This window comes from Arthrobacter sp. SRS-W-1-2016 (assembly GCF_002009585.1).
Taxonomy (GTDB): Bacteria; Actinomycetota; Actinomycetes; order Actinomycetales; family Micrococcaceae; genus Arthrobacter; species Arthrobacter bambusae_A.
Genome location: NZ_MTPV01000061.1, coordinates 83,804 through 103,989, shown reverse-complemented (window position 1 = coordinate 103,989; position 20,186 = coordinate 83,804). Strand labels below are relative to the sequence as shown.

Sequence of the window (20,186 nt, the reverse complement as noted above, 5' to 3'; positions counted from 1 at the left end):
ACGCAGCTACGGATCGAAGCGATATCCCATGCCGGCCTCGGTGTGGAGGTGGCGGGGCCGGGCGGGGTCGCGTTCGAGCTTGCGCCGGAGCTGGGCGATGTAGACACGCAGGTACTGGGTCTCCTTGGCGTAGGCCTGTCCCCAAACCTGGGTGAGGATCTGCTGCTGGCTGACCAGCCGTCCGGCGTTGCGCACGAGCAATTCCAGGATGTTCCACTCCGTGGGCGTCAGCCGTACTTCCGCGCCGTCCTTGGTGATCTTCTTTCCGGCCAGGTCAACCAGGAAGTCGGCGGTCTGGAGCGTCGGCGCTTCATCCCTGGGTGCTGCCCGCCGCGAGGCGGCACGGAGCCTGGCCAGGAGTTCGTCCAGGCCGAAGGGCTTGGTCACATAGTCGTCGGCTCCGGCGTCGAGCGCTTCTACTTTGTCTTCCGAACCATGCCGGGCGGACAGCACGATAATGGGCATGGTGCTCCAGCCGCGGATTCCCTTGATCACATCCACACCATCCATGTCCGGAAGCCCAAGGTCGAGCACAACGATGTCCACGGGCTGCTGGGCCGCCGCTTTGAGGGCATCTGCGCCGTTGCCCACGCTGATGGCGTGGTAGCCGTGGGCGTGGAGATTGATTTGCATTGCCCTGGCGATCTGGGCTTCGTCTTCCACGATCAGCACGAGGTTCATGGCCGCCCTCCCGTCCACAGAGGGAGTGTGACCACCATGGTCAGCCCGCCTCCCGGCGTCGCCTCAGCCATGAGCGTACCGCCCATGGCCTCGGTGAATCCCTTGGCGACAGCGAGTCCCAAACCGATTCCGCTGCGGCCGTCCCGGCTGGATGGAGAATCATCGAGTCGCTGGAAAGGCTGGAAAAGCTCCAGGACTGCCGCTGGCCCGATCCCCGAACCATGGTCCATCACGCGGAGTTCGCTGGCCGGCCGACCATCCACCGTGATGCCCGCTCCGGTCCGAGCCACCAGCACAACATCGGAATCAGGCGCGTATTTCACTGCGTTTTCGACAAGGTTCGCCACGACGCGTTCCAGTATCCCGGCGTCGGCCTCTATCTGGGGAAGGTTTGCCGGAAGCTCGTTGCGGATGCGCTCCCCCGTCACGCCGCGCAAAGCCTCCGGCATGATCTGGTGCCAGCCCAGCCCTCGCAGCAGCGGATTCACGGCATCCGCAGTGATCCGGGACATGTCCAGCAAGTTATCCACCAGGTGATCCAAGCGGTCCGCGTAGTCCTCGATGGTGGCCAACAGTTCGCGTTCGTCTTCGGGGGCAAAGGTCACGTCTTCCTGTCGCAGGCTGCTGACAGCAAGCTTGATGCCCGCCAAAGGAGTACGGAGATCATGGGAGACGGCGCGCAGGATGGAGGTCCGCATTTTGTTGCCTTCGGCCAGGCGCACGTTGTCCTGCCTGCTCTTGACGAGCTGCTGGCGCTCCCTCAACGCCACCACGAAGGCGCCGAACGCGGCGAGCATGCGGCGATGCTGTTCGGAAAGCGGTCCGCCCCGGAGCAGGAGCGTGTAGTTGCGATCGACGACGGCGGCATGGTCGGCTGCCGCATGGGTCACCGGCGGTTGAATCCCGGAGCTTGCAAGGACTTGCCAGTTGGGCCCGGGGGCGTCCGGCGAGTCAAACGTGGCGAGCAGCGTCATCGCCTCCATGCCGAGGTTGACGCGGATCTTGTCCAGGAATGACTCGAGGCTGCCGTCCGAGCTCAGGATACGAAGGGCCAGCTCGCTGAGGGCCCTTGCCTCGGCGCCGGAATGCGCGGCCTCCTGGGCCCGCCTGGTCGCCAAACCGACGGCGAGCGCCACTCCGCACGCCACAGCAAGGAAGATGACCAGGGTGAGAAGCGTAGCGGGATCCGCGATGGACAGGGAGCCCACCGGATCTGCCGAGAAGTAGTTCAACAGCATGCTGCCGAGGACGGCGGACACCACGGCCGGCCACAGGCCCCCGATTGCGGCAACCGCTGCCGAGACGGCCAGCTGGAACAGCATGATCATGGCGAAATTCCGGTATTGCAGCGCGGACACCAGGACTTCGATCGCGACGGGCAGCAGCAGGGCCAGGGCCAGGCCCGCCAGAATGCGGCGTCGCCCGATCCCCTTGACTGCCCGTAGCGGCAGTCCTATTGCGTTCACGTCTGCCGCGGCCATGGCTCAATTCTGGCACGGCGGAGGTGCCGCTCCTGCGCCCGCAGGCCGCCGCGAGGAACATGTCCGGCCTAGGATGCTGGCATGAGCCATTCAACGACGAATACCTCCGATGTCCTTGCCCTCGATTCCCTCTTGGCCCCCGAGGAACTGGAGATTCGTGAGAAGGTACGCGATTTTACCGACCAGCGGATCCGCCCGAACATTGCCCGCTGGTACGAGGAGGCATTGTTCCCGCGGGAACTGCCGGCGGAACTCGGCGAGCTCGGAGTCCTTGGCATGCATCTGGAGGGCTACGGCTGCCCGGGCCGCTCCGCCGTCGAATACGGACTCGCAGCCATGGAACTCGAGGCCGGCGATTCCGGCATCCGCACCTTCGTGTCCGTCCAAGGCTCCCTGGCCATGACCGCGATCCATCGCTGGGGCAGCGAAGCGCAAAAGGAACAATGGCTCCCGCGCATGGCTGCCGGCGAACTGATCGGCTGCTTTGCCTTGACGGAGCCGACGGCGGGTTCGGACCCGTCGTCCATGGCCAGCTTTGCGCGCCGCGACGGGACGGGAGACGACGCCGGCTGGGTGCTGAATGGTTCGAAGCGCTGGATCGGGATGGCCTCGATCGCCGACGTCATGGTGGTGTGGGCAAACACCGACGACGGCATCCGCGGCTTCCTGGTTCCGGCCGGCACTCAGGGAGTCACCGTGGCTCCCATCAACGGGAAGCTCTCCATGCGGGCCTCGATCCAGTGCGATGTGGTGTTCGACGCCGTCCGGCTGGGTCCCGAGGCCCTCCTCCCGGGCGCCCTGGGCCTCCGGGGCCCGTTCTCCTGCCTTAACGAGGCGCGGTACGGCATTGCCTGGGGTGCCATGGGCGCGGCACGTGACTCCTACGAGGCCGCGCTCCAGTATGCCGGAAGCCGCGTGCAATTCGGCAAGCCCCTGGCCAGCTACCAGTTGACCCAGGAGAAGCTCGTGAACATGGTCCTGGAGATCCAGAAGGGCACCATGCTCGCGCTGCATCTCGGACGGCTCAAGGACGCTGGCAAACTGCGGCCGGAACAGATCTCGGTGGGCAAGCTCAACAATGTGCGCGAGGCAATCAAGATCGCCCGCGACGCCCGCACCATCCTGGGCGGCAACGGCATTACGCTGGACTACCCGCCGCTGCGCCATGCCAACAACCTGGAATCGGTCCGCACCTATGAAGGGACGGACGAGGTCCACACGCTCATCCTTGGCCAGCACATCACGGGCATCCCCGCTTTCCGCTGACTTCACTGGCACAGGCCAAGCGCGGGTCCCGCGCCCGACCTAGCCGACGGGCCTAGGCTCCGACCGGGACCGGTTCCTTCCTGGCCGCGTCTTTACGCATGGTGGCGCTGATGACGGCAGCCACGGTGCACATCGCGGCAGCACCGATCCATGCATAGGTGTAGTGGCCCGTGGCGTCCCGGATGTAACCCGCGAGGAACGCTGCAGCCGCGGCTCCAAGCTGGTGCGCGGCGAAGACCCAGCCGAACACCACTGATCCGTCCGCCCCGAACACCTTGCGGCAGATGGCCGCCGTCGGGGGCACCGTGGCCACCCAGTCCAGGCCGTACACCACAACAAACAGGATCATGCTCGGTTGCACGGTGGAGCTCAGAAGCACGGGCAGCACCAGCAGCCCGACCCCGCGGAACTGGTAGTACACGGCAAGGAGCACCTTGGGATTGAAGCGGTCCGTCAACCAACCGGAAGCGATGGTGCCCACGATGTCGAAGATCCCGACGACGGCCAGCAAGCCGGCCGCGGTGGTTTCCGGCATGCCGTGGTCGTGCGCCGAGGGAATGAAGTGGGTGCCGATCAGGCCGTTGGTGGTAGCACCGCAGATGGCGAAACCGGCAACCAGTGCCCAGAACGTGCGCACTTTGCTGGCGCGCTTGAGGACCTGCAGTGCGCGCACGGCGGCGTTGGGCGTCTTGGCGCCTTCAGCGTTGGCGACTTCCGGGACCGGGGCGGCTTCCGCCGTCGTCGGCTCCTCGGATTCCGCACCGTAAGGTTGGACCCCGACGTCGGCGGGTGAGTTCTTGAGCCAGCGCAACACGAGCGGCACTACCGCGAGCGCTCCGGCGGCGATCAACAGCGAGGCGCCGCGCCAGCCCGGGCTCTGCGCGAGCACCGCGATGAAGGGCAGGAACACAAGTTGCCCGGCGGCACTGCCTGCCGTCAGGATGCCGATCACGAGTCCACGGTTCTTGGAGAACCACGTGTTGGCGATGGTGGCCGCGAAAACCAGGGCCATGGATCCGGTACCGAGCCCGATCAGCACACCCCAGGTCAGCAGGATCTGCCAGGACTGGCTGACGAACACCGTCAGCGCGGAGCCGAGGCCGATCAGGCAGAGGGCGATCGAGGTGACGGTGCGGATGCCGAAGCGTTCCATGAGCGCGGCAGCGAAGGGCGCCGTGAGGCCGAACAACACCAGGTTGATGCTGACCGCAAGCGACAGGACGGTTGTTGACCAGCCGAATTCCTGCTGCAGCGGCACCATGAGCACGCCGGGTGCCGCGCGGAAACCGGCCGCGCCTACGAGTGCCAGGAACGCGACGGCGGCGACCATCCAGGCGGGGTGGAGTCGACGCTTCCGCGGAGTCTTGCCAGCGGAAAGTTTGGTGGGAATGGGTGCGGTCATGCGGAGGGCTCCGATTCGTCCAGGAGGTCACGTCTGGCGGGGGCAGTGGCCAAGGCCACGGGGTGTTCCGATCGCGTGAGGCTATGCCAGCTGGTGTTGGCCGCGGTCAGGCGGGAACCGCAGTGGGAGCATGTATCAGCCGACGCCGTCGGCAGTCCGCAACCGGTATGGATCACACGCATGTGGGCGTTGTCCGCAGGCGCATCGAGATGTTTCTCGGACCAGAGAATGATGGCGTTCAAAACGGGCAAGGCATCTTCCCCTTTGGCCGTGAGGACGTATTCCTGGCGGGTGCGGGCGCCATCCTGGTAGGGCCGTTGGGCGAGCAGGCCCGACTCAAGCAGCCAAGCCAGCCTTTTGCTGAGGACGTTGTCTGCGATGTGGAGGCGGGTTTTGATGGCATCGAACCGGCCGTTGCCGAAGAAGACCTCCCGCAGCACCAGGCTACCCCAAGGGTCGCCGAGGATATCGAGGCCGCGCGCCAGGCTGCACGTCCGCTCGGACCAATCGGATCGTAAGGGCATGGTCCGAGATTAGCTGGCTTTTCTAAAGAAAGCTAGGTTTGTGACGGGGACGCTGTCCCCTTGCGACCAGGTTCGAAAGAGGATCGGCCCGGACATGCCGTGGTGATGGCGTGTCCCGGCCGGATCGACAATCAAAGAAGGTCAGAAGCGGAGGGGCATTCAGTCCGCGATGTTGCCGATCGCCTGCTCAAGGTCGGCGATCAGGTCCTCGACGTCCTCGATCCCGCAGGAAAGCCGGATCAGGTTGACCGGTACGGCCAGCTCGGTGCCTTTGACCGAAGCGTGCGTCATCTCCGAGGGGTAGTTCATGAGGGACTCGATGCCGCCCAGGGACTCGGCGAGCGTGAACACCTGGGTGGACTCCGCCACTTTGCGGGCCGCAGCTTCGCCGCCCTTGAACTGCACGGAAATCATGCCGCCGAACTTCTTCATCTGCTTGGCCGCGAGTTCGTGGCCCGGGTGGGAAGGCAGTCCCGGATACAGCACGGCTTCGACCTCGGGGCGCTCCAGCAGCCATTCGGCCACCGCCTGGGCGTTCTCGCTGTGGCGGTCCATGCGCACGCCGAGCGTCTTGAGACCACGGGTCGTCAGGAACGCATCCATGGGTCCGGACACGGCGCCGACGGCGAACTGCACAAAGCCGATCTTCGCGGCCAGTTCGGCGTCCTTCACCACGATCGCTCCGCCCACGACGTCCGAGTGGCCGCCGATGTACTTGGTGGTCGAGTGGACCACGACGTCGGCGCCCAGGGCGAGCGGGGTCTGCAAGTAGGGCGACGCGAAGGTGTTGTCGACGACAAGGAGGGCACCGGCGTCGTGCGCTACTTTGGCGAGCGCTTCGATATCGGTGACCTTCATCATTGGGTTGGAAGGAGTTTCCACCCAGACGATGCGCGTTTTGTTCGCCGCGACGGCCGCCGCCACGGCATCAAGGTTGGACATGTCCACCGGCGTGTTGCCGATGCCCCACTCACCGAGCACGCGGTTGATGAGCCGATAGGTGCCGCCGTAGGCGTCGTTGCCGAGGACGATGTGGTCGCCGGGCCGGGCAACGGCACGGATCAGGGAGTCCTCCGCGGCAAGGCCCGAACTGAAGCTGTAGGCGTGGGTGCCGCCCTCGAGCGCGGCGAGCTGCTCCTGCAGCGCATCGCGCGTGGGGTTGCCGCCGCGGCCGTATTCGTAGCCGTCGCGCAAACCGCCTATGCCGTCCTGGGCATATGTCGAGCTGAAGTGCAGCGGCGGAACCACGGCGCCGGTGCGCGGCTCGAAGGCCTGGCCGGCGTGGACGGCACGCGTGTTGAATCCTGCTTCGTTTGCAGACATGTGAACTCCTAGTGTCAGTTGCTCAGGTAGGCGAGAAGGTCGTGGCGGGTCAGGATGCCCACGGGAGCCCCGACGAACGTCACCATGACGGTATCGACGTCGGACAGCAGCTCGCGTGCGGCGGAGATGGTCTCCAGGGAGCCGATCACGGGCAGGCGCTCCCCCATGTGCTCGGAGATCTTGTCGGTCAATTTCGCCTCGCCGCGGAACAGCTTGGTGGTCAGCGTGCGCTCATCGACGGCGCCGAGGACCTCGCCCATGACCACCGGCGGTTCCTGCGAGAGGACCGGGATGTGCGAGACCCCGAATTCGTTCATGATGTTGATGACATCGCGGACGGTCTCGTTGGGATGGATGTGGACGAGGTCCGGCATCTCGCCCGTCTTGGACTTCAGGACCTCGCCCACCGAGGCTTCCTCGCCACCGGAGAGGAAGCCGTACGAGCGCATCCACTTGTCGTTGAAGATCTTCGCCAGGTAGCCGCGGCCGGAGTCCGGCAGGATGACGACGACGACGGCTTCCTCGCCAAGGTCTTTGGCCACCTGCAAGGCGGCAACCACTGCCATGCCCGAGGATCCGCCCACCAGGAGGCCTTCCTCGCGGGCCAGGCGCCGGGTCATCTCGAAGGAGTCTGCGTCGCTGACGGCAATGACATCGTCCGGCACGGTCTTGTCGTAGTTGGCCGGCCACATGTCCTCGCCGACGCCCTCCACGAAGTAGGGCCGCCCCGTGCCGCCCGAGTAGACCGAGCCTGCCGGGTCCGCACCGATGACCTTGACGCGGCCGCCGTCGGACTCCGGCCGGTTGGCGGATACATCCTTGAGGTATCTGCCTGTGCCGGTGATGGTGCCGCCCGTGCCCGCGCCGATCACGACGTGCGTGATCTTCCCATCGGTATCGCGCCAGATTTCGGGCCCGGTGGTTTCGTAGTGGCTGCCGGGAGCAGCGGGGTTGGAGAACTGGTCCGGCTTGTACGCCCCGGGGATCTCGGACACGAGCCGGTCGGAGACGCTGTAGTAGCTCTGCGGGCTGTCCGGGGCCACGGAGGTGGGAGTCACCACAACTTCGGCGCCATACGCCTGGAGCACGGCACGCTTGTCCTCGCCCACCTTGTCCGGGACGACGAAGATGCACTTGTAACCCTTTTGCTGCGCCACCAGGGCAAGTCCGACGCCGGTATTGCCCGAGGTCGGCTCCACGATGGTTCCGCCCGGCTTGAGCTTTCCGTCCCGCTCGGCTTCCTCGATCATCTTCACCGCGATGCGGTCCTTGATCGAGCCTCCGGGGTTCACATATTCGAGCTTCACCAGGATGGTGGCTTTGATGTCCCCGGTCACGTGGTTGAGCTTGATGAGCGGTGTATTGCCAATGAGGTCCAGGACGGACTGGGCGTACTTCATAGGTACCAAGTTACCGCTTGGTCGGGACTGCTCCGGTGCAGCCGAGGCTCAGACCTGTGCCGGGCCGCGTCCGCTTCGCTCCTCACCAAGCGACGGCGACGCGGGTCAAGCTAGCGGGACACGCTCACTCAGCCGGTGCAGAGCCTCCTGCCGAAGGATCGGTCTGCCAGAGGCCGAGGATGTTGCCTTCGGTGTCCTTGAAGTACGCGTAGTAGCCCATGCCCGGAACAGCGTCCTTGCCCTTGAGCACGGATCCGCCCGCACTCTCGATCTGGCCGAGAGAAGCCTCGATGTCTTCGACGTCAACCGTGATGATGGGCGTCTTCAGTTCTTCCGAGCGCGGGAACAGGGCACCATTGATGGCCCCGGGCGCGCTCGGCATGCCTGTCTGCGGGTCTGAAGGCGTGGTGATGGCGATCGTGTAGTCCATTTCCTGCATGGGGTTGAGCATCCAGCCGAAGGCACCTTGGTAGAAAGTGTTGGCCCGCTCCTTGTCGTCCGCGGGGATTTCAAAATGCACTACACCGGCCATTGCGTTCTCCTGAGATTGTCCTGGAAGGCGCAGACGCCCCGCGCCACACGTGGAGTCTAGTCGTGTGGGTTTCGCGGCGTAAGGGCTCGGGCGCCGCTCTTTTCGAGTGTTGTCCGACGAGCATGCGACCATGAATGAATGACCATCGTCGATGTCCCACCGGCCGCAGCAGCCGCGGCGGACGCGTCCATGCGATGGCACCCCGGCGCCCCCTTCGACCTTCTGCAGACCGTGGGAATCCTCATGCGCGGCAACGGTGATCCGTCCTTCGCCGCACGGCAGGACGGCGTTTGGATGGCCTTCACGACGCCGGACGGCCCGGCCACGCTGCGCCTCACCGCCGCGGGAACGGGCCAAGACACGCGGGTCGATGCCCAGGCCTGGGGCCCCGGCGCGGGCTCTGCCATTGCTTCCGTACCAGCGCTGCTGGGGAGCCGGGACGACTGGTCCGGCTTTGACGACGCCGCCTTCCATGCGACCCTTCCGCGGATGGTCAGGGAAGCCCGACGCCGGAACCTCGCCGTCCGTTTGCCCACCACCGGCCGCGTGGTGGACTCCCTTGTTCCCACGATTCTTGAGCAAAAGGTCACCACCATCGAAGCCCGCCGGGGCTACCGCTACCTCATGTACAGGTACGGCACCGCAGCCCCCGGCGCTGGCCGCCTCCCGACGTCGGGCATGCCATCGGGCCTCCTCGTGGCGCCGACCGCCGCCCAATGGCTGGCCATCCCTTCATGGGTGTGGCACAAAGCCGGAGTGGGTCCCCAGCGCTCGGCGACTGTCATGCGGGCGCTGCGATCCGCCGTCGCGCTTGAACGGCTCGCCTCACTCAGCGCGGCGGAAGCCGGGGCCAAGATGCAGACCATCCCGGGAATCGGCATCTGGACGGCCGCGGAGGTTGTCCAGCGGACCCATGGCTGCCCGGACTCGATCGCGGTGGGCGACTACCATTTGGCCTCGTACGTCGGTTACGCGCTCACCGGCAGGAAAACGGACGACGCCGGCATGATCGCCCTCCTGGAACCGTGGCGCGGGCACCGGCAGCGGGTGGTCCGGATGCTCGGGCTCAGCGGCTTCCGCAAGCCGACGTTCGGACCGCGGATGACTATCCAGGACCACCGGGGACACTAGCAACGCGGGGTCACTTACGGCCCGTGTTGCTGCCCGGCATCGGCCGTAAGTGACCCCGCGTTGGAGTTAGAGTCCCAGGCGGGCGATCGCTTCTTCGCGCATGTCGATCTTGCGCACCTTGCCGGACACCGTCATGGGGAAGCTCTCCCTGATGTCCACGTAGCGCGGGATCTTGAAGTGGGCCAGCCTGCCGCGGCAGAACTCCTGCACCCCGTCCAGGTCCAAAGTTGCTCCCGGTTTGAGGATGATGCAGGCCATCAGTTCTTCGCCGTATTTGGGGTCAGGAACCCCAATGACCTGGACGTCCTGGATGGCCGGATGCCGGTACAGGAACTCCTCGATCTCGCGGGGATAGACGTTCTCGCCACCCCGGATGACCATGTCCTTCATGCGGCCTTCGATCACGATGAACCCGTCCGGGTCCATCCGGGCGAGATCGCCGGTGTGCATCCAGCCGTCCTCGTCGATGGCTTCGGCTGTCTTCTCCGGCTGGCCCCAATACCCGTCCATCACTGCGTAGCCCCGTGTGCACAACTCGCCGATGCCCCCGCGTTCCAGGGTTTCGCCGGTGCCCGGATCCACGATCTTGGACTCGAGCCGGGGCATCGTGCGGCCCACAGTCGTGGTGCGCTGTTCCAGGGTGTCCGCCGCGAGGGTCATGGTGGATACCGGCGAAGTCTCGGTCATGCCGTAGCAAATGGCCACGTCCCGCATGTTCATCTCCCCGATGACGCGCTCCATGACCTCGATAGGGCACAGTGAGCCGGCCATGACCCCTGTGCGCAGCGTGGAGAGGTCGTAGGAGGCGAAGTCCGGCAAAGCCAACTCGGCGATGAACATGGTGGGCACGCCGTACAGCGAGGTGCCGCCAAAATCCTGAACCGCTTCCAGGGCGGCACCCGGGGTGAATCCGCGCCCGGGAATAATGGTGGCAGCTCCGAAGCTCAGCGCGTTCAGGTTCCCGATGACCATGCCGAAACAGTGGTAGAACGGCACCGGAAGGACCACGCGGTCGCGTTCGGTGTATCCCAGCAGCCTGCCGATCTGGTTGCCGTTGTTGAGGATGTTGTGGTGTGTCAGCGTGGCACCCTTGGGGAATCCTGTAGTTCCCGAGGTGTATTGCAGGTTGATGGGATCGTGCGGATCCAGTTCCGCCATGCGCGCCTTGAGCGCCGAGGGCCCGACGTCGTCCGCCCGCTTGAGCAGCTCGGCGAACGTCAGCTCGGCGTCGCTTTGCGGTTCGCCTGCGTTGAGCATGTCCAGTCCAAGATCGGGAAGGAACACGAGCTCCCGAAGCTCAGGGCAGCTAGCCAAGGCCTCCCGGGCCATGCCCACATAGTCGCTGTTCTTGTCCGAAGGCGCGGCCACCAGCATCCGCATGCCGTTCTGTCGGACCACGAATTCGAGTTCGTGGCTCCGGTATGCCGGGTTGACGTTGACCAGGATCGCGCCGGCCTTCGCCGTGGCGTATTGCAGGATGGTCCATTCGGCGCAGTTCGGACTCCAGATGCCTACCCTGTCGCCCTTCGCGACGCCCATCGCGAGCAGCGCACGCGCGAGCCGGTCGACGTCGTCGTTCAGTTTTTCGTAACTCCAGCGCCGAGCCTCATCGCCGGGCACCACGGCGGCTTCGATGAGCGCGTCCCGCAACGGAAACCGCGCCGCGACGCGTTCAAAGTTGGCGCCGATGGTCTCTTCAAGCAGCGGGACGTCAGTGTCCCCGGCTGTGTAGGAAAGCATGAACGCACGCTACCAACTCCGCGGGGCCAAGAGAAGACTTTTGCTTGGAAGTCCTACAAAATATTTCAGGGCCTCGCCGGGCCAGCCGGTAAGGTGAATGCCATGAGTGCACCCATTGACCTGCAGGCCACGTTCATTCCCAACGACGGCGAATTCTTCCGCGTCAAGCTCGCGCTGGAAATCGCGATCGACGAAGTAGTGAACGAACCCGGCTGCATCCGTTACGAGCTCACCGAAGCCACCGAGGACAAGCTCGTCCTGACCGAGCAGTGGGCCTCCGAGGAGCACCTCGACATCCACTCCAAGGGCATCGCGGTCCAGGACCTCAACGAATCCCTCAGCGCGCTGCTCGCGGAGCCGGTGAAGCTCGAGCGCCTCTAGGAGTTTTCCGCGCGCTGCTTCGCGATGTGCGCGTGGACCTCATCCATGTCGAGCCCCTTGACGGCCTCGATGACCTGCTCCAGCTGGGGTCCGTTCAGTGCGCCCGGCTGGGAGAACACGAGGACCTTTTCGCGGAAGGCCATGAGCGTGGGGATCGAGGAGATACCTGCTTCGGCAGCGAGCTGCTGCTCGGCCTCGGTGTCCACCTTGGCGAAGAACACATCGTCATGCTTCTCGGAAGCGGCCTGGTACGTGGGCGCAAACTGCCTGCAAGGGCCGCACCACGCAGCCCAGAAATCCACCAAGACAATGTCATTGCCCTCGATGGTCGATGCGAACTGCTCGCCGGTGATGTCAACTGTAGCCATGCTTCCACGGTACGCGACCACGCCTTCGAAGTCGCCCTTGTTCGCTACCCGGCAAACCGGGAATAAACCACGACGGCGGCCGGGCGGTTTGGCGCCGCCCGGTACCTTCGGTTAGCGCCAGAAGTGCGGGGCGGTCTTTCGCGCGCCGGGGAGCGCGTTGTTCTCGCGCCACTCGTGGAGCCATTCCGGAAGCTCGAGGTCCGCGGCAGGCTCGCCAAACTCGGCCAGGATCTGCTCCTGGCTCACGGGCCGCCCCTTCGCGACAAGCCGGGTGGCAATGTGCGCACGGGCGTAGATCTCGCCGTCGACCACCATGCGTTGTTCAAAGTAGATCGCCTTGGAATCGAGCCCGATGATCTTGGACTCGATGGTGTACTGCTGCCAAAGCTGCAACGACTTCCGGAACGCAATGGTCTCCCCCGCGGCCACGGGACTCCAGCGGCGGCGTCGCATCTTTTGCCAGATCCCCGCCCGCACCATGAGGTCGAAGCGTCCAAGATCCATCAGCGAAAAATACATGCCGTTGTTCACATGCATCGCAATGTCGATGTCTGTGGGTAGCACGCGCATAGGCAACGAGGACGTGCCCCAAACGCTGAGCCGGCTCCGCCTGGACGAGGTGAACAAGATCAAGAGGGTTCGGAGAAGCAAATGCATAATCGCCATGTTACTCCTCGGTAACATTTCGGGTGCCTTTGTTTTGTGTGTCGCTCCATGGCATGTCGTTTACCGCCGGTTCACATGCCCCGGGAAGAATGTCTGAAAACAATTTGCAGAAAGCACCAAGGAGATCCAGTGAGCACCACCTCGACGATCACGGCACACGCAGACGTGTGGCCGGAACTTCCCCTCCACCAGGAGCTGGTGTTGCAGGACACCCGCGGCAACAGGATCGTGGGCACCTTGGACGGCATGACCGATGATCGCAGCACGCTCTGGATCCAGCTCTCCGGAGGCCTGGGCCGGCAACTCGTGCATCACAAGGACGGATACTGGCTGGAGCCGGGCAGCGCTAGCTAGCCCGGGCTTCCGTCGTCGACACGCAAAATTCCTGTCGACGCCGGAATCCGAGTGTCGAGAGCCCATCCGCGCCGCGCAGGAAATTTTCCGCGTCGAACGGGACGCTCAAAAAACGCCACGGACAAACAAAAAATCCCCGGAACCATATGGTTCCGGGGATTTAATTTTGTGGCAGATGAGGGATTCGAACCCCCGTAGGCGTTGCCAGCTGATTTACAGTCAGCCCCCTTTGGCCGCTCGGGTAATCTGCCGAACTTCAAAGAAGTCACTCCCGATCATCGTTTCGTTTCCGATCCGGTAAGCGCGAGCAAGACAACCTTACAGAACTTCTGCCGAAGAATCGAATCGAGGCCTCGAAGCCTCAAAGCAGGCAAAAATCTCAGGCGTCACCAAGTATCCGCCCGGCCAGCTTGGCCTCGAAACTGGCCGCCTGCTCCAGCGTGATCTGGTTGAGCTGCACGGCCCGCAACAGGTCCGCATGAATGCCATCCATCCGAGATGCCGCGTCCGGGACCGGGCTCAAGACCACGGAGGCCGCAAGTGCTGCGGCTGCAACCGCGCTTGCGGCGGTGGCGGCAGCGGCTCCGATTGAACCGGCGGCGGCAGCGGCTGACTTGGTGACGTAGCGGACGGCTTGGTTGCTCATGGTGCTCCCTTTCAGGATGGGCTCTTCAAACTGATACAACTCTGTCGGGGCAGTCTCAGTTCCGGCCATACGTGTGCTGTGAGCGAACTGTGAACGCTCGGCACACGCCGGGCGCTTCCGTACTAGGCTGGATGGCAGACAAAACCGCCCGTTTCCGGGCCACCCCCAACGATCACAAGGAGAGTCATGGCAGGCGAATCCACATTCGACGTCGTCAGCAAGGTAGACAAGCAGGAAGTCGCCAACGCGCTCCACCAGTCCCAGAAGGAAATCGCACAGCGGTACGACTTCAAGGGCGTCGGCGCGGAGATCGACTTCAGCGGCGAGAAGATCCTCATGAAGGCCAACTCCGAGGACCGCATCCTCGCCGTCCTGGACGTCTTCCAGTCCAAGCTCATCAAGCGTGGCATCTCCCTGAAGTCCCTCGACCAGGGCGAGCCTTACCCCTCCGGCAAGGAATTCCGTCTGGAATGCTCCATCAAGGAGGGCATTGCCCAGGACATCGCAAAGAAGATCAACAAGATCATCCGCGACGAAGCCCCGAAGTCCGTCAAGTCCCAGATCCAGGGCGACGAACTCCGCGTCACGTCGAAGTCCCGCGATGACCTGCAGGAAACCATGAACATCCTGAAGAAGTTCGAAGAGGCCGATCTCCAGTTCGTGAACTTCCGCAGCTAGGAGTTCGCCGCGGCCCAGGCCGTTATCCGGAAGTACGACGACGGCGCGTTGCCCCCTGAGCGGGCGACGCGCCGTCGTCGTTAATGCGGCAGTCGTTGATGGGCGGTGCGTCACACCAGGCAACTTTTCGGGGTCGGGGCTGGCGCATACCCCGGGATTCCCCGGCCGCACAACGGGCTCGACTGGCGCCGTCGATGGCCCCTACGATGCGCCGCCGGAAGACACCGGGGAAACGCTCGATCTCGCGGCGGCCAAGCTGGCCTTGACGTTCGGCTTTGGCCCGGGCCTCTTCGAAAAGGACGGCAAGCCCCGCTTCGGCCTTGAGGGCCGCAGGCCCGATGCCCTGATTGACCTGCCGCACTTCCCCGGCGACGCCTTGCAGCCAGAACGCACCGGCGGCGACATTGTGGTCCAGGCGTGCGCCGACGATCCGCACGTCGCCGTGCACGCGATCCGGAACCTCGCACGCATCGGCTTCGGCAGGGTGCGCGTCCGCTGGTCCCAGCTGGGCTTCGGCCGGACCTCCTCCACGTCCAGGGCCCAGACGACCGCGCGCAACCTCTTCGGATTCAACGACGGCACGGCAAACCTGACGTCGGAAGACACGGCACTCCTCAACGAGCACGTCTGGGCCAGTCGCCCGTCGGATTCGGATGCACATCGAGATCTGGGACCGAACTTCACTGCGGGAACAGGAAGGACTGATCGGCCGCACCAAGGGTGTTGGAGCCCCCTTGTCCGGTGGCGAGGAATTCACGGCGCCGGACTTCGGGATCAAGGGCCGCGACGGCGCGCCGCTGGTTCCCATCGACTCCCACGTCCGCCTCGCCCACGCGGACCAGAACAACGGCGTCAAGATGCTTCGCCGCGGTTACAACTACACCGACGGTTCGGACGGGCTCGGCCACCTCGACGCGGGCCTGTTCTTCGTCGCCTTCGTCAAGGACCCGCGGACGCACTACGTGCCCATGCAGATGGCCATGGCGAAAAGCGACAAGCTGGCCCTGGAGTACCTCAAGCACACGGGATCGGGCCTCTTCGCGGTGCCCCCGGGCAGTAAGGCGGGCGGCTTCATTGGTGAGGGCCTGTTCGCATGAAGCCGCCCGTCGTCGGACGCGGCACCCGTGGGGTGAGACTTACGGGACCGCCGGCTAGGAGAGCGGGCGTCCGGCCATCCGCTCAAGCCGCTCGATGCGCTCACGCATGGGCGGGTGGGTGGCGAACAGCTTGGTCATGGCGCCGCCGCGGAACGGGTTGGCGATCATGAGGTGCGAAGTGTTCACGAGTCGCTGATCCTGTGGCAGCGGCACCTGCTTCACGCCGGCTTCGATCCTGCGCAGGGCTGAGGCGAGCGCCAGCGGATCGCCGGTGAGCTCCGCACCGTCGTGGTCGGCGTCGTACTCCCTGGTGCGGGAAATGGCGAGCCGGATCAGCGACGCGGCAAACGGGGCCAAGAGGGCCATGGCGATCATGGCAAACGGGTTGGTGTTCCGCCGGTCCCCGCCGCCGAAGAACAGCAGCATCTGGCCCACCGAGGTAATGACGCCGGCGACGGCAGCCGCGATGGACGAGGTGAGGATGTCGCGGTTGTAGACGTGCATGAGTTCATGCCCGAGGACGCCACGGAGTTCGCGGGCGTCGAGCAAGTTCAGGATGCCCGCGGTGCAGCACACGGCGGCGTTCCTCGGATTGCGTCCCGTGGCAAAGGCGTTGGGGGCCATGGTCGGAGAAATGTAGATCCGCGGCATGGGCTGGTTCGCCCGCACGGAGAGTTCCCGGACGATCTGGTATAGCTGCGGAGCCTGCGCTTCCGACACCGGGTACGCGGCCATCGAGCGGATGGCGATCTTGTCGCTGTTCCAATATCCGTAGGCCGTTGTCGCGACGCCGATCAGAGCCATGATCCAGATGGGCCCAGCACTGCGGGTGCTCGCGGCGATCAGGGCGCCAAGTCCCAGCAGCACTGCCCAGAGCACACCGAAAAGCGCTGCGGTCTTCAGTCCATTGTGATGATTGTGCACTTCACTACTTTCTTGCAGTCGTCCCGGTGTTGGTTCTGTTCCGATTAACGCCGACGGCGGCCCGGACGTTCCGGCTGGGTCCGGGCTAGGGCACCGGATGGAGGGAATCGTAGCGGAGGAATCCGCGCTGCCCGCGCGCCACGAGCCACGCAAGCACTGCGCACAGCACGCCGCCCAGGAGCAGCACCCAGCCTTCGCTGAGAACCTTGGTGACGCCACCGGCGAGCATGTCCCCCACTCGCGGACCACCGGAAACCACCACGATGAACACTCCTTGCAGCCGTCCCCGCATGTGGTCCGGAGTGGCCGATTGCAGGATGGTGGTGCGGAAGACCGCGCTGACCGAGTCCGAGATTCCGGCAAGGGCACAACACATCGCCGCCGGGATGATCCAGAGCGTCACGCCGCCGCGTCCGGCGTCCCCGGCAAGGACCACTACCAGGCCGAAAGCCGCGATCGAGAATCCCCATCCGGCCACGGACCACACCACCGCAGTGCCCTGGCGCCGCACCCTCCCCAAAGGTCCGGAGAACAACCCCGCCAGGAAGGCGCCGACAGCCACCGAGGCGAGCAGCACACCCACGGTGGTGTCGCCACCCCCGATCATCGTGGCTCCGATCGCGGGCATGAGGGCGCGCGGCTGGGCGCAGATCATCGCAATGAGGTCGATGATGAAGGTCATCCGCAGGTTCGGCCGGGTGCCCAGGAAACGGAAGCCCTCGACGACGGAGCGCAGGCCGGGTGCCGACGCGTTCGCTGCCGCGGGAAGGGCCGGGAGCTTGAAAAGGCTCCACAGCGCGAAGGCGAAGCTCAGGGCATCGATCGTGTAGGTCCAGCCAAAACCGCTCGACGCGACCAGAACGCCGGCCAGCAGGGGGCCGGCCGTCATGGAAATACCCATGTTGAGCATGCTCAACGCGTTGGCGGCGGGCAGCAGTTCCTTGCGGACCAGCAAGGGAATAATGGCGCTGCGTGCCGGTCCGTTGATGCCTTGCGCGCCGCTCTGGATCGCGACGAGGAGGAACAGGATCCAGACATTGTTCAGCTGGTACCACGCCTGGAGTGCCAGGGCCACGCTGCAGGCCCACAAAACGAGGGACGCAACAATGGCGACTTTCCGCCGGTCATAGGCATCCGAAAGAGCGCCGCCAAACAAACCCGCAATCACCAGCGGAACCAGGGCAAAGATGCTGAGCAGACCCACATAGAGGCTCTGCTGGGTGATGCTGTAGACCTCGAGGCTTACGGCAACCAGGGTCAACTGGGATCCGACCATCGACACCGACGAGCCCAGCCACAGGCGGCGGAATGCGGGGCTTTCGCGAAGCGGGGTCATGTCAGCCAGGAGTTTTGCCACCGTCCAACCCTACCCACCAACCCGCCCACCCTCCCGGAGCGCCGCGGGCGTGGGGTTAGCGGCTGCGGTGAGGGCCGCCGTCGGACGGGTTCACCTGAAGTTAGCCTCGCCTTATTGTGAAGCACTCATAATAAGTGCTTCAATGGGCGTATGGCAGATCACACGGCAGACCAGGAAGCGTGGGCTTCCGCCTTGCATTCCCACGGACGCCGCGTGACCAAGCAGCGGCTTGCCGTCCTTGCTGCCGTTCAGCACAATCCACATTCCCCCGCCGAAGGCATCCTGGCTGCCGCACGCAAGGATCTTCCCGAACTGACAGCGCAGTCTGTTTATGTGGTGCTGAGCGACCTCACGGACCTGGAGATGCTGCGACGGTTCGAACCGCCCCACTCTCCCGCTCTCTACGAGACAAGGGTGGGCGACAACCACCACCACGCCGTCTGCATCAGTTGCGGCCGGGTGGAGGATGTCGACTGCGCAGTAGGCCATGCCCCCTGCCTCACCCCGCATTGGGATGAGCACTCCAAACCCATGACCATCCAGATCGCAGACGTCCTCTACCAAGGCATCTGCCAGGACTGCCAGGCCAAACAACAGCTTCCTACTCAAACGCAAGTAACCACGAAATAGGAGAACGATGACCGCGAACATCTCGACCACCCAGTCGGGCGCCCCCGTCACCTCGGACGCTCATTCCAAGTCCGTTGGTGCCGATGGTGCCATCATCCTGACCGACCACTACCTGGTGGAAAAGCTCGCCCAGTTCAACCGCGAGCGCGTCCCGGAGCGTGTTGTCCACGCCAAGGGCGGCGGCGCTTTCGGTACCTTCAAGACTTCCTCGGACGTTTCCCAGTACACCAAGGCTGCCCTGTTCCAGCCCGGCGTCGAGACGGACATGCTCATCCGTTTCTCCTCCGTCGCAGGCGAGAACGGCTCCCCGGACACGTGGCGCGACCCGCGCGGCTTCGCCGTCAAGTTCTACACTTCCGAGGGCAACTACGACCTCGTCGGCAACAACACCCCGGTGTTCTTCATCCGCGACGGCATCAAGTTCCCGGACTTCATCCACTCCCAGAAGCGGCTCCCGGGCACCCACCTGCGCGACGCCGACATGCAGTGGGACTTCTGGACCCTCTCGCCCGAGTCCGCACACCAGGTCACCTGGCTCATGGGCGATCGCGGCCTGCCGGCTTCCTGGCGTGAAATGCAGGGCTACGGCTCGCACACCTACCAGTGGATCAACGCCGAGGGCGAGCGCTTCTGGGTCAAGTATCACTTCAAGTCCAACCAGGGCGTCAAGACCATCACGGGCGACCAAGCAGCTGAGCTGGCCGGCTCGGATGCGGACTTCTACATTCGCGACCTCCAGGAGAACATTGCCGCCGGCAACTTCCCGTCCTGGGAACTGCACGTCCAGGTCATGCCTTACGAGGACGCCAAGACCTACCGCTTCAACCCGTTCGACCTCACCAAGGTGTGGCCGCACTCGGATTACCCGCTGATCCACGTGGGCACCATGGAGCTCAACAAGAACCCGGAAAACTACTTCGCGCAGATCGAGCAGGCCACCTTCGCGCCGTCGAACTTCGTTCCGGGTATCGCCGCCTCCCCGGACAAGATGCTGCAGGCCCGCATCTTCTCCTACGCTGACGCACACCGCTACCGCGTGGGCACCAACCACGCCCAGATCCCGGTGAACCAGCCGAAGAACCAGGTCAACAACTACAGCCAGGACGGCGCGGGACGTTACCTGTTCAATGCTCCTTCGGTTCCGGTCTACGCACCGAACTCCGTGGGCGGCCCGGCCGCTGTTGAGCCGCAGAACCCGGCCGGTGGCTGGGAGAACGACGGCGAGCTGACGCTCTCCGCGCACTCCCTGCACGCCGAGGACGGCGACTTCGTCCAGGCCGGCGCGCTGTACCGCGAGGTCTACGACGACGGCGCCAAGGCCCGCCTGCTCGAGACCATCACGGGCGCCGTGGGCGGCGTCAAGAGCCCCGGCATCAAGGAACGCGCCATCCAGTACTGGACCAACGTCGATGCTGAACTCGGTGCCAAACTGCGCGCCAACCTCGGCGCCGGCCAAGGCGAGCCAGCTGCAGAGGCAGCCAACAAGCTGTAACAACGCCACCCATGAAGCAACCCCGCTGCGGAATCTCCGCGGCGGGGTTGCTTTTTTGAAGCGCATGAAAATCGGGGGCTGTCGGCAGGTTTTCCACATAGCCGACAACGTCT

20 protein-coding genes, 1 tRNA gene and 1 pseudogene are annotated in these 20,186 nt (G+C 64.7%); 8 read left to right on the top strand and 14 right to left on the bottom strand.

The genetic code is table 11. The features are described from left to right. Positions 1-6: 6 nt before the first annotated feature. Complete coding sequence (locus BMF89_RS15665) at positions 7-681, bottom strand: response regulator (RefSeq protein WP_078108028.1); 675 nt, start codon at positions 679-681, stop codon at positions 7-9. Further along, positions 678-2,162, bottom strand: a complete 1,485-nt coding sequence (locus BMF89_RS15660; protein ID WP_078108027.1) for an ATP-binding protein — start codon at positions 2,160-2,162, stop codon at positions 678-680. Before BMF89_RS15660 ends, BMF89_RS15665 begins: the two co-directional genes overlap by 4 nt. An 81-nt stretch (positions 2,163-2,243) precedes the next feature. On the opposite strand from BMF89_RS15660, the gene BMF89_RS15655 reads away from it, so the two are divergent. Then, complete coding sequence (locus BMF89_RS15655; RefSeq protein ID WP_078108026.1) at positions 2,244-3,428, top strand: acyl-CoA dehydrogenase family protein; 1,185 nt, start codon at positions 2,244-2,246, stop codon at positions 3,426-3,428. A 52-nt stretch (positions 3,429-3,480) separates the two neighbouring features. On the opposite strand, the gene BMF89_RS15650 is transcribed toward BMF89_RS15655, so the two are convergent. The 5 genes from BMF89_RS15650 to BMF89_RS15630 all read right to left on the bottom strand — a co-directional run bounded on the left by BMF89_RS15650 (position 3,481) and on the right by BMF89_RS15630 (position 8,609). Next, a complete protein-coding gene (locus tag BMF89_RS15650) occupies positions 3,481-4,830 on the bottom strand; it encodes an MFS transporter (protein WP_078108025.1) in 1,350 nt (449 codons plus the stop codon). Then, on the bottom strand, positions 4,827-5,354 hold the full coding sequence (locus BMF89_RS15645; RefSeq protein WP_078108024.1) for a helix-turn-helix domain-containing protein: 528 nt from the start codon (positions 5,352-5,354) through the stop codon (positions 4,827-4,829). Before BMF89_RS15645 ends, BMF89_RS15650 begins: the two co-directional genes overlap by 4 nt. 159 nt (positions 5,355-5,513) lie before the next feature. Further along, positions 5,514-6,677, bottom strand: a complete 1,164-nt coding sequence (locus tag BMF89_RS15640) for a cystathionine gamma-synthase (protein ID WP_078108023.1) — start codon at positions 6,675-6,677, stop codon at positions 5,514-5,516. 14 nt (positions 6,678-6,691) lie between these two features. Beyond that, the gene (locus tag BMF89_RS15635; RefSeq protein ID WP_078108022.1) at positions 6,692-8,077 is read right to left on the bottom strand and encodes a cystathionine beta-synthase; all 1,386 of its coding nucleotides are present in this window, start codon (positions 8,075-8,077) and stop codon (positions 6,692-6,694) included. A 124-nt stretch (positions 8,078-8,201) separates the two neighbouring features. Then, complete coding sequence (locus tag BMF89_RS15630; RefSeq protein ID WP_078108021.1) at positions 8,202-8,609, bottom strand: VOC family protein; 408 nt, start codon at positions 8,607-8,609, stop codon at positions 8,202-8,204. A 138-nt stretch (positions 8,610-8,747) separates the two neighbouring features. On the opposite strand from BMF89_RS15630, the gene BMF89_RS15625 reads away from it, so the two are divergent. Then, entirely contained in the window at positions 8,748-9,740 is a 993-nt protein-coding gene (locus BMF89_RS15625; protein WP_078108020.1) for a 3-methyladenine DNA glycosylase, read from the top strand. A 66-nt stretch (positions 9,741-9,806) separates the two neighbouring features. Here the strand turns inward: BMF89_RS15625 and BMF89_RS15620 are convergent, their stop codons facing one another. Further along, complete coding sequence (locus BMF89_RS15620) at positions 9,807-11,480, bottom strand: AMP-binding protein (RefSeq protein ID WP_078108019.1); 1,674 nt, start codon at positions 11,478-11,480, stop codon at positions 9,807-9,809. A 102-nt stretch (positions 11,481-11,582) separates the two neighbouring features. Between BMF89_RS15620 and BMF89_RS15615 the strand changes: the two genes are divergently transcribed. After that, positions 11,583-11,861 carry an antibiotic biosynthesis monooxygenase gene (locus BMF89_RS15615; protein ID WP_078108018.1) on the top strand — a complete coding sequence of 93 codons (279 nt, stop codon included), beginning with the start codon at positions 11,583-11,585 and terminating at the stop codon, positions 11,859-11,861. Here BMF89_RS15615 and BMF89_RS15610 read toward each other — a convergent pair. Both BMF89_RS15610 and BMF89_RS15605 read right to left on the bottom strand, forming a co-directional pair. Then, positions 11,858-12,229, bottom strand: a complete 372-nt coding sequence (locus tag BMF89_RS15610) for a thioredoxin domain-containing protein (protein ID WP_059387274.1) — start codon at positions 12,227-12,229, stop codon at positions 11,858-11,860. The two genes, BMF89_RS15615 and BMF89_RS15610, sit on opposite strands and share 4 nt — an antisense overlap. A 111-nt stretch (positions 12,230-12,340) precedes the next feature. Beyond that, complete coding sequence (locus BMF89_RS15605; RefSeq protein WP_078108082.1) at positions 12,341-12,886, bottom strand: acyl-CoA thioesterase; 546 nt, start codon at positions 12,884-12,886, stop codon at positions 12,341-12,343. 138 nt (positions 12,887-13,024) lie between these two features. On the opposite strand from BMF89_RS15605, the gene BMF89_RS15600 reads away from it, so the two are divergent. Then, the gene (locus tag BMF89_RS15600; protein ID WP_078108017.1) at positions 13,025-13,249 is read left to right on the top strand and encodes a hypothetical protein; all 225 of its coding nucleotides are present in this window, start codon (positions 13,025-13,027) and stop codon (positions 13,247-13,249) included. 169 nt (positions 13,250-13,418) lie between these two features. On the opposite strand, the gene BMF89_RS15595 is transcribed toward BMF89_RS15600, so the two are convergent. Both BMF89_RS15595 and BMF89_RS15590 read right to left on the bottom strand, forming a co-directional pair. Continuing rightward, positions 13,419-13,500 (bottom strand) — tRNA-Tyr (locus tag BMF89_RS15595). A gap of 128 nt (positions 13,501-13,628) precedes the next feature. Further along, entirely contained in the window at positions 13,629-13,895 is a 267-nt protein-coding gene (locus BMF89_RS15590) for a hypothetical protein (RefSeq protein ID WP_078108081.1), read from the bottom strand. Positions 13,896-14,081: 186 nt separating this feature from the next. Here BMF89_RS15590 and BMF89_RS15585 point away from each other — a divergent pair, with 186 nt between their 5' ends. After that, positions 14,082-14,573 carry a YajQ family cyclic di-GMP-binding protein gene (locus tag BMF89_RS15585; RefSeq protein ID WP_059387254.1) on the top strand — a complete coding sequence of 164 codons (492 nt, stop codon included), beginning with the start codon at positions 14,082-14,084 and terminating at the stop codon, positions 14,571-14,573. A gap of 172 nt (positions 14,574-14,745) precedes the next feature. Next, positions 14,746-15,670, top strand: a pseudogene (locus tag BMF89_RS15580) (Dyp-type peroxidase); the annotation flags it as partial. 54 nt (positions 15,671-15,724) lie between these two features. On the opposite strand, the gene htpX reads toward BMF89_RS15580, so the two are convergent. Continuing rightward, positions 15,725-16,594, bottom strand: a complete 870-nt coding sequence (htpX, locus tag BMF89_RS15575; RefSeq protein WP_078108016.1) for a zinc metalloprotease HtpX — start codon at positions 16,592-16,594, stop codon at positions 15,725-15,727. Positions 16,595-16,679: 85 nt separating this feature from the next. Next, positions 16,680-17,951 (bottom strand): MFS transporter, encoded by a 1,272-nt coding sequence (locus tag BMF89_RS15570; RefSeq protein ID WP_078108015.1) that lies wholly within the window; start codon positions 17,949-17,951, stop codon positions 16,680-16,682. Between the two features lie 150 nt (positions 17,952-18,101). On the opposite strand from BMF89_RS15570, the gene BMF89_RS15565 reads away from it, so the two are divergent. Together BMF89_RS15565 and BMF89_RS15560 are read left to right on the top strand one after the other, a co-directional pair. Continuing rightward, entirely contained in the window at positions 18,102-18,581 is a 480-nt protein-coding gene (locus BMF89_RS15565; protein WP_078108014.1) for a Fur family transcriptional regulator, read from the top strand. 7 nt (positions 18,582-18,588) lie between these two features. Next, on the top strand, positions 18,589-20,073 hold the full coding sequence (locus tag BMF89_RS15560) for a catalase (protein WP_078108013.1): 1,485 nt from the start codon (positions 18,589-18,591) through the stop codon (positions 20,071-20,073). The last annotated feature ends 113 nt before the right edge of the window (positions 20,074-20,186 follow it).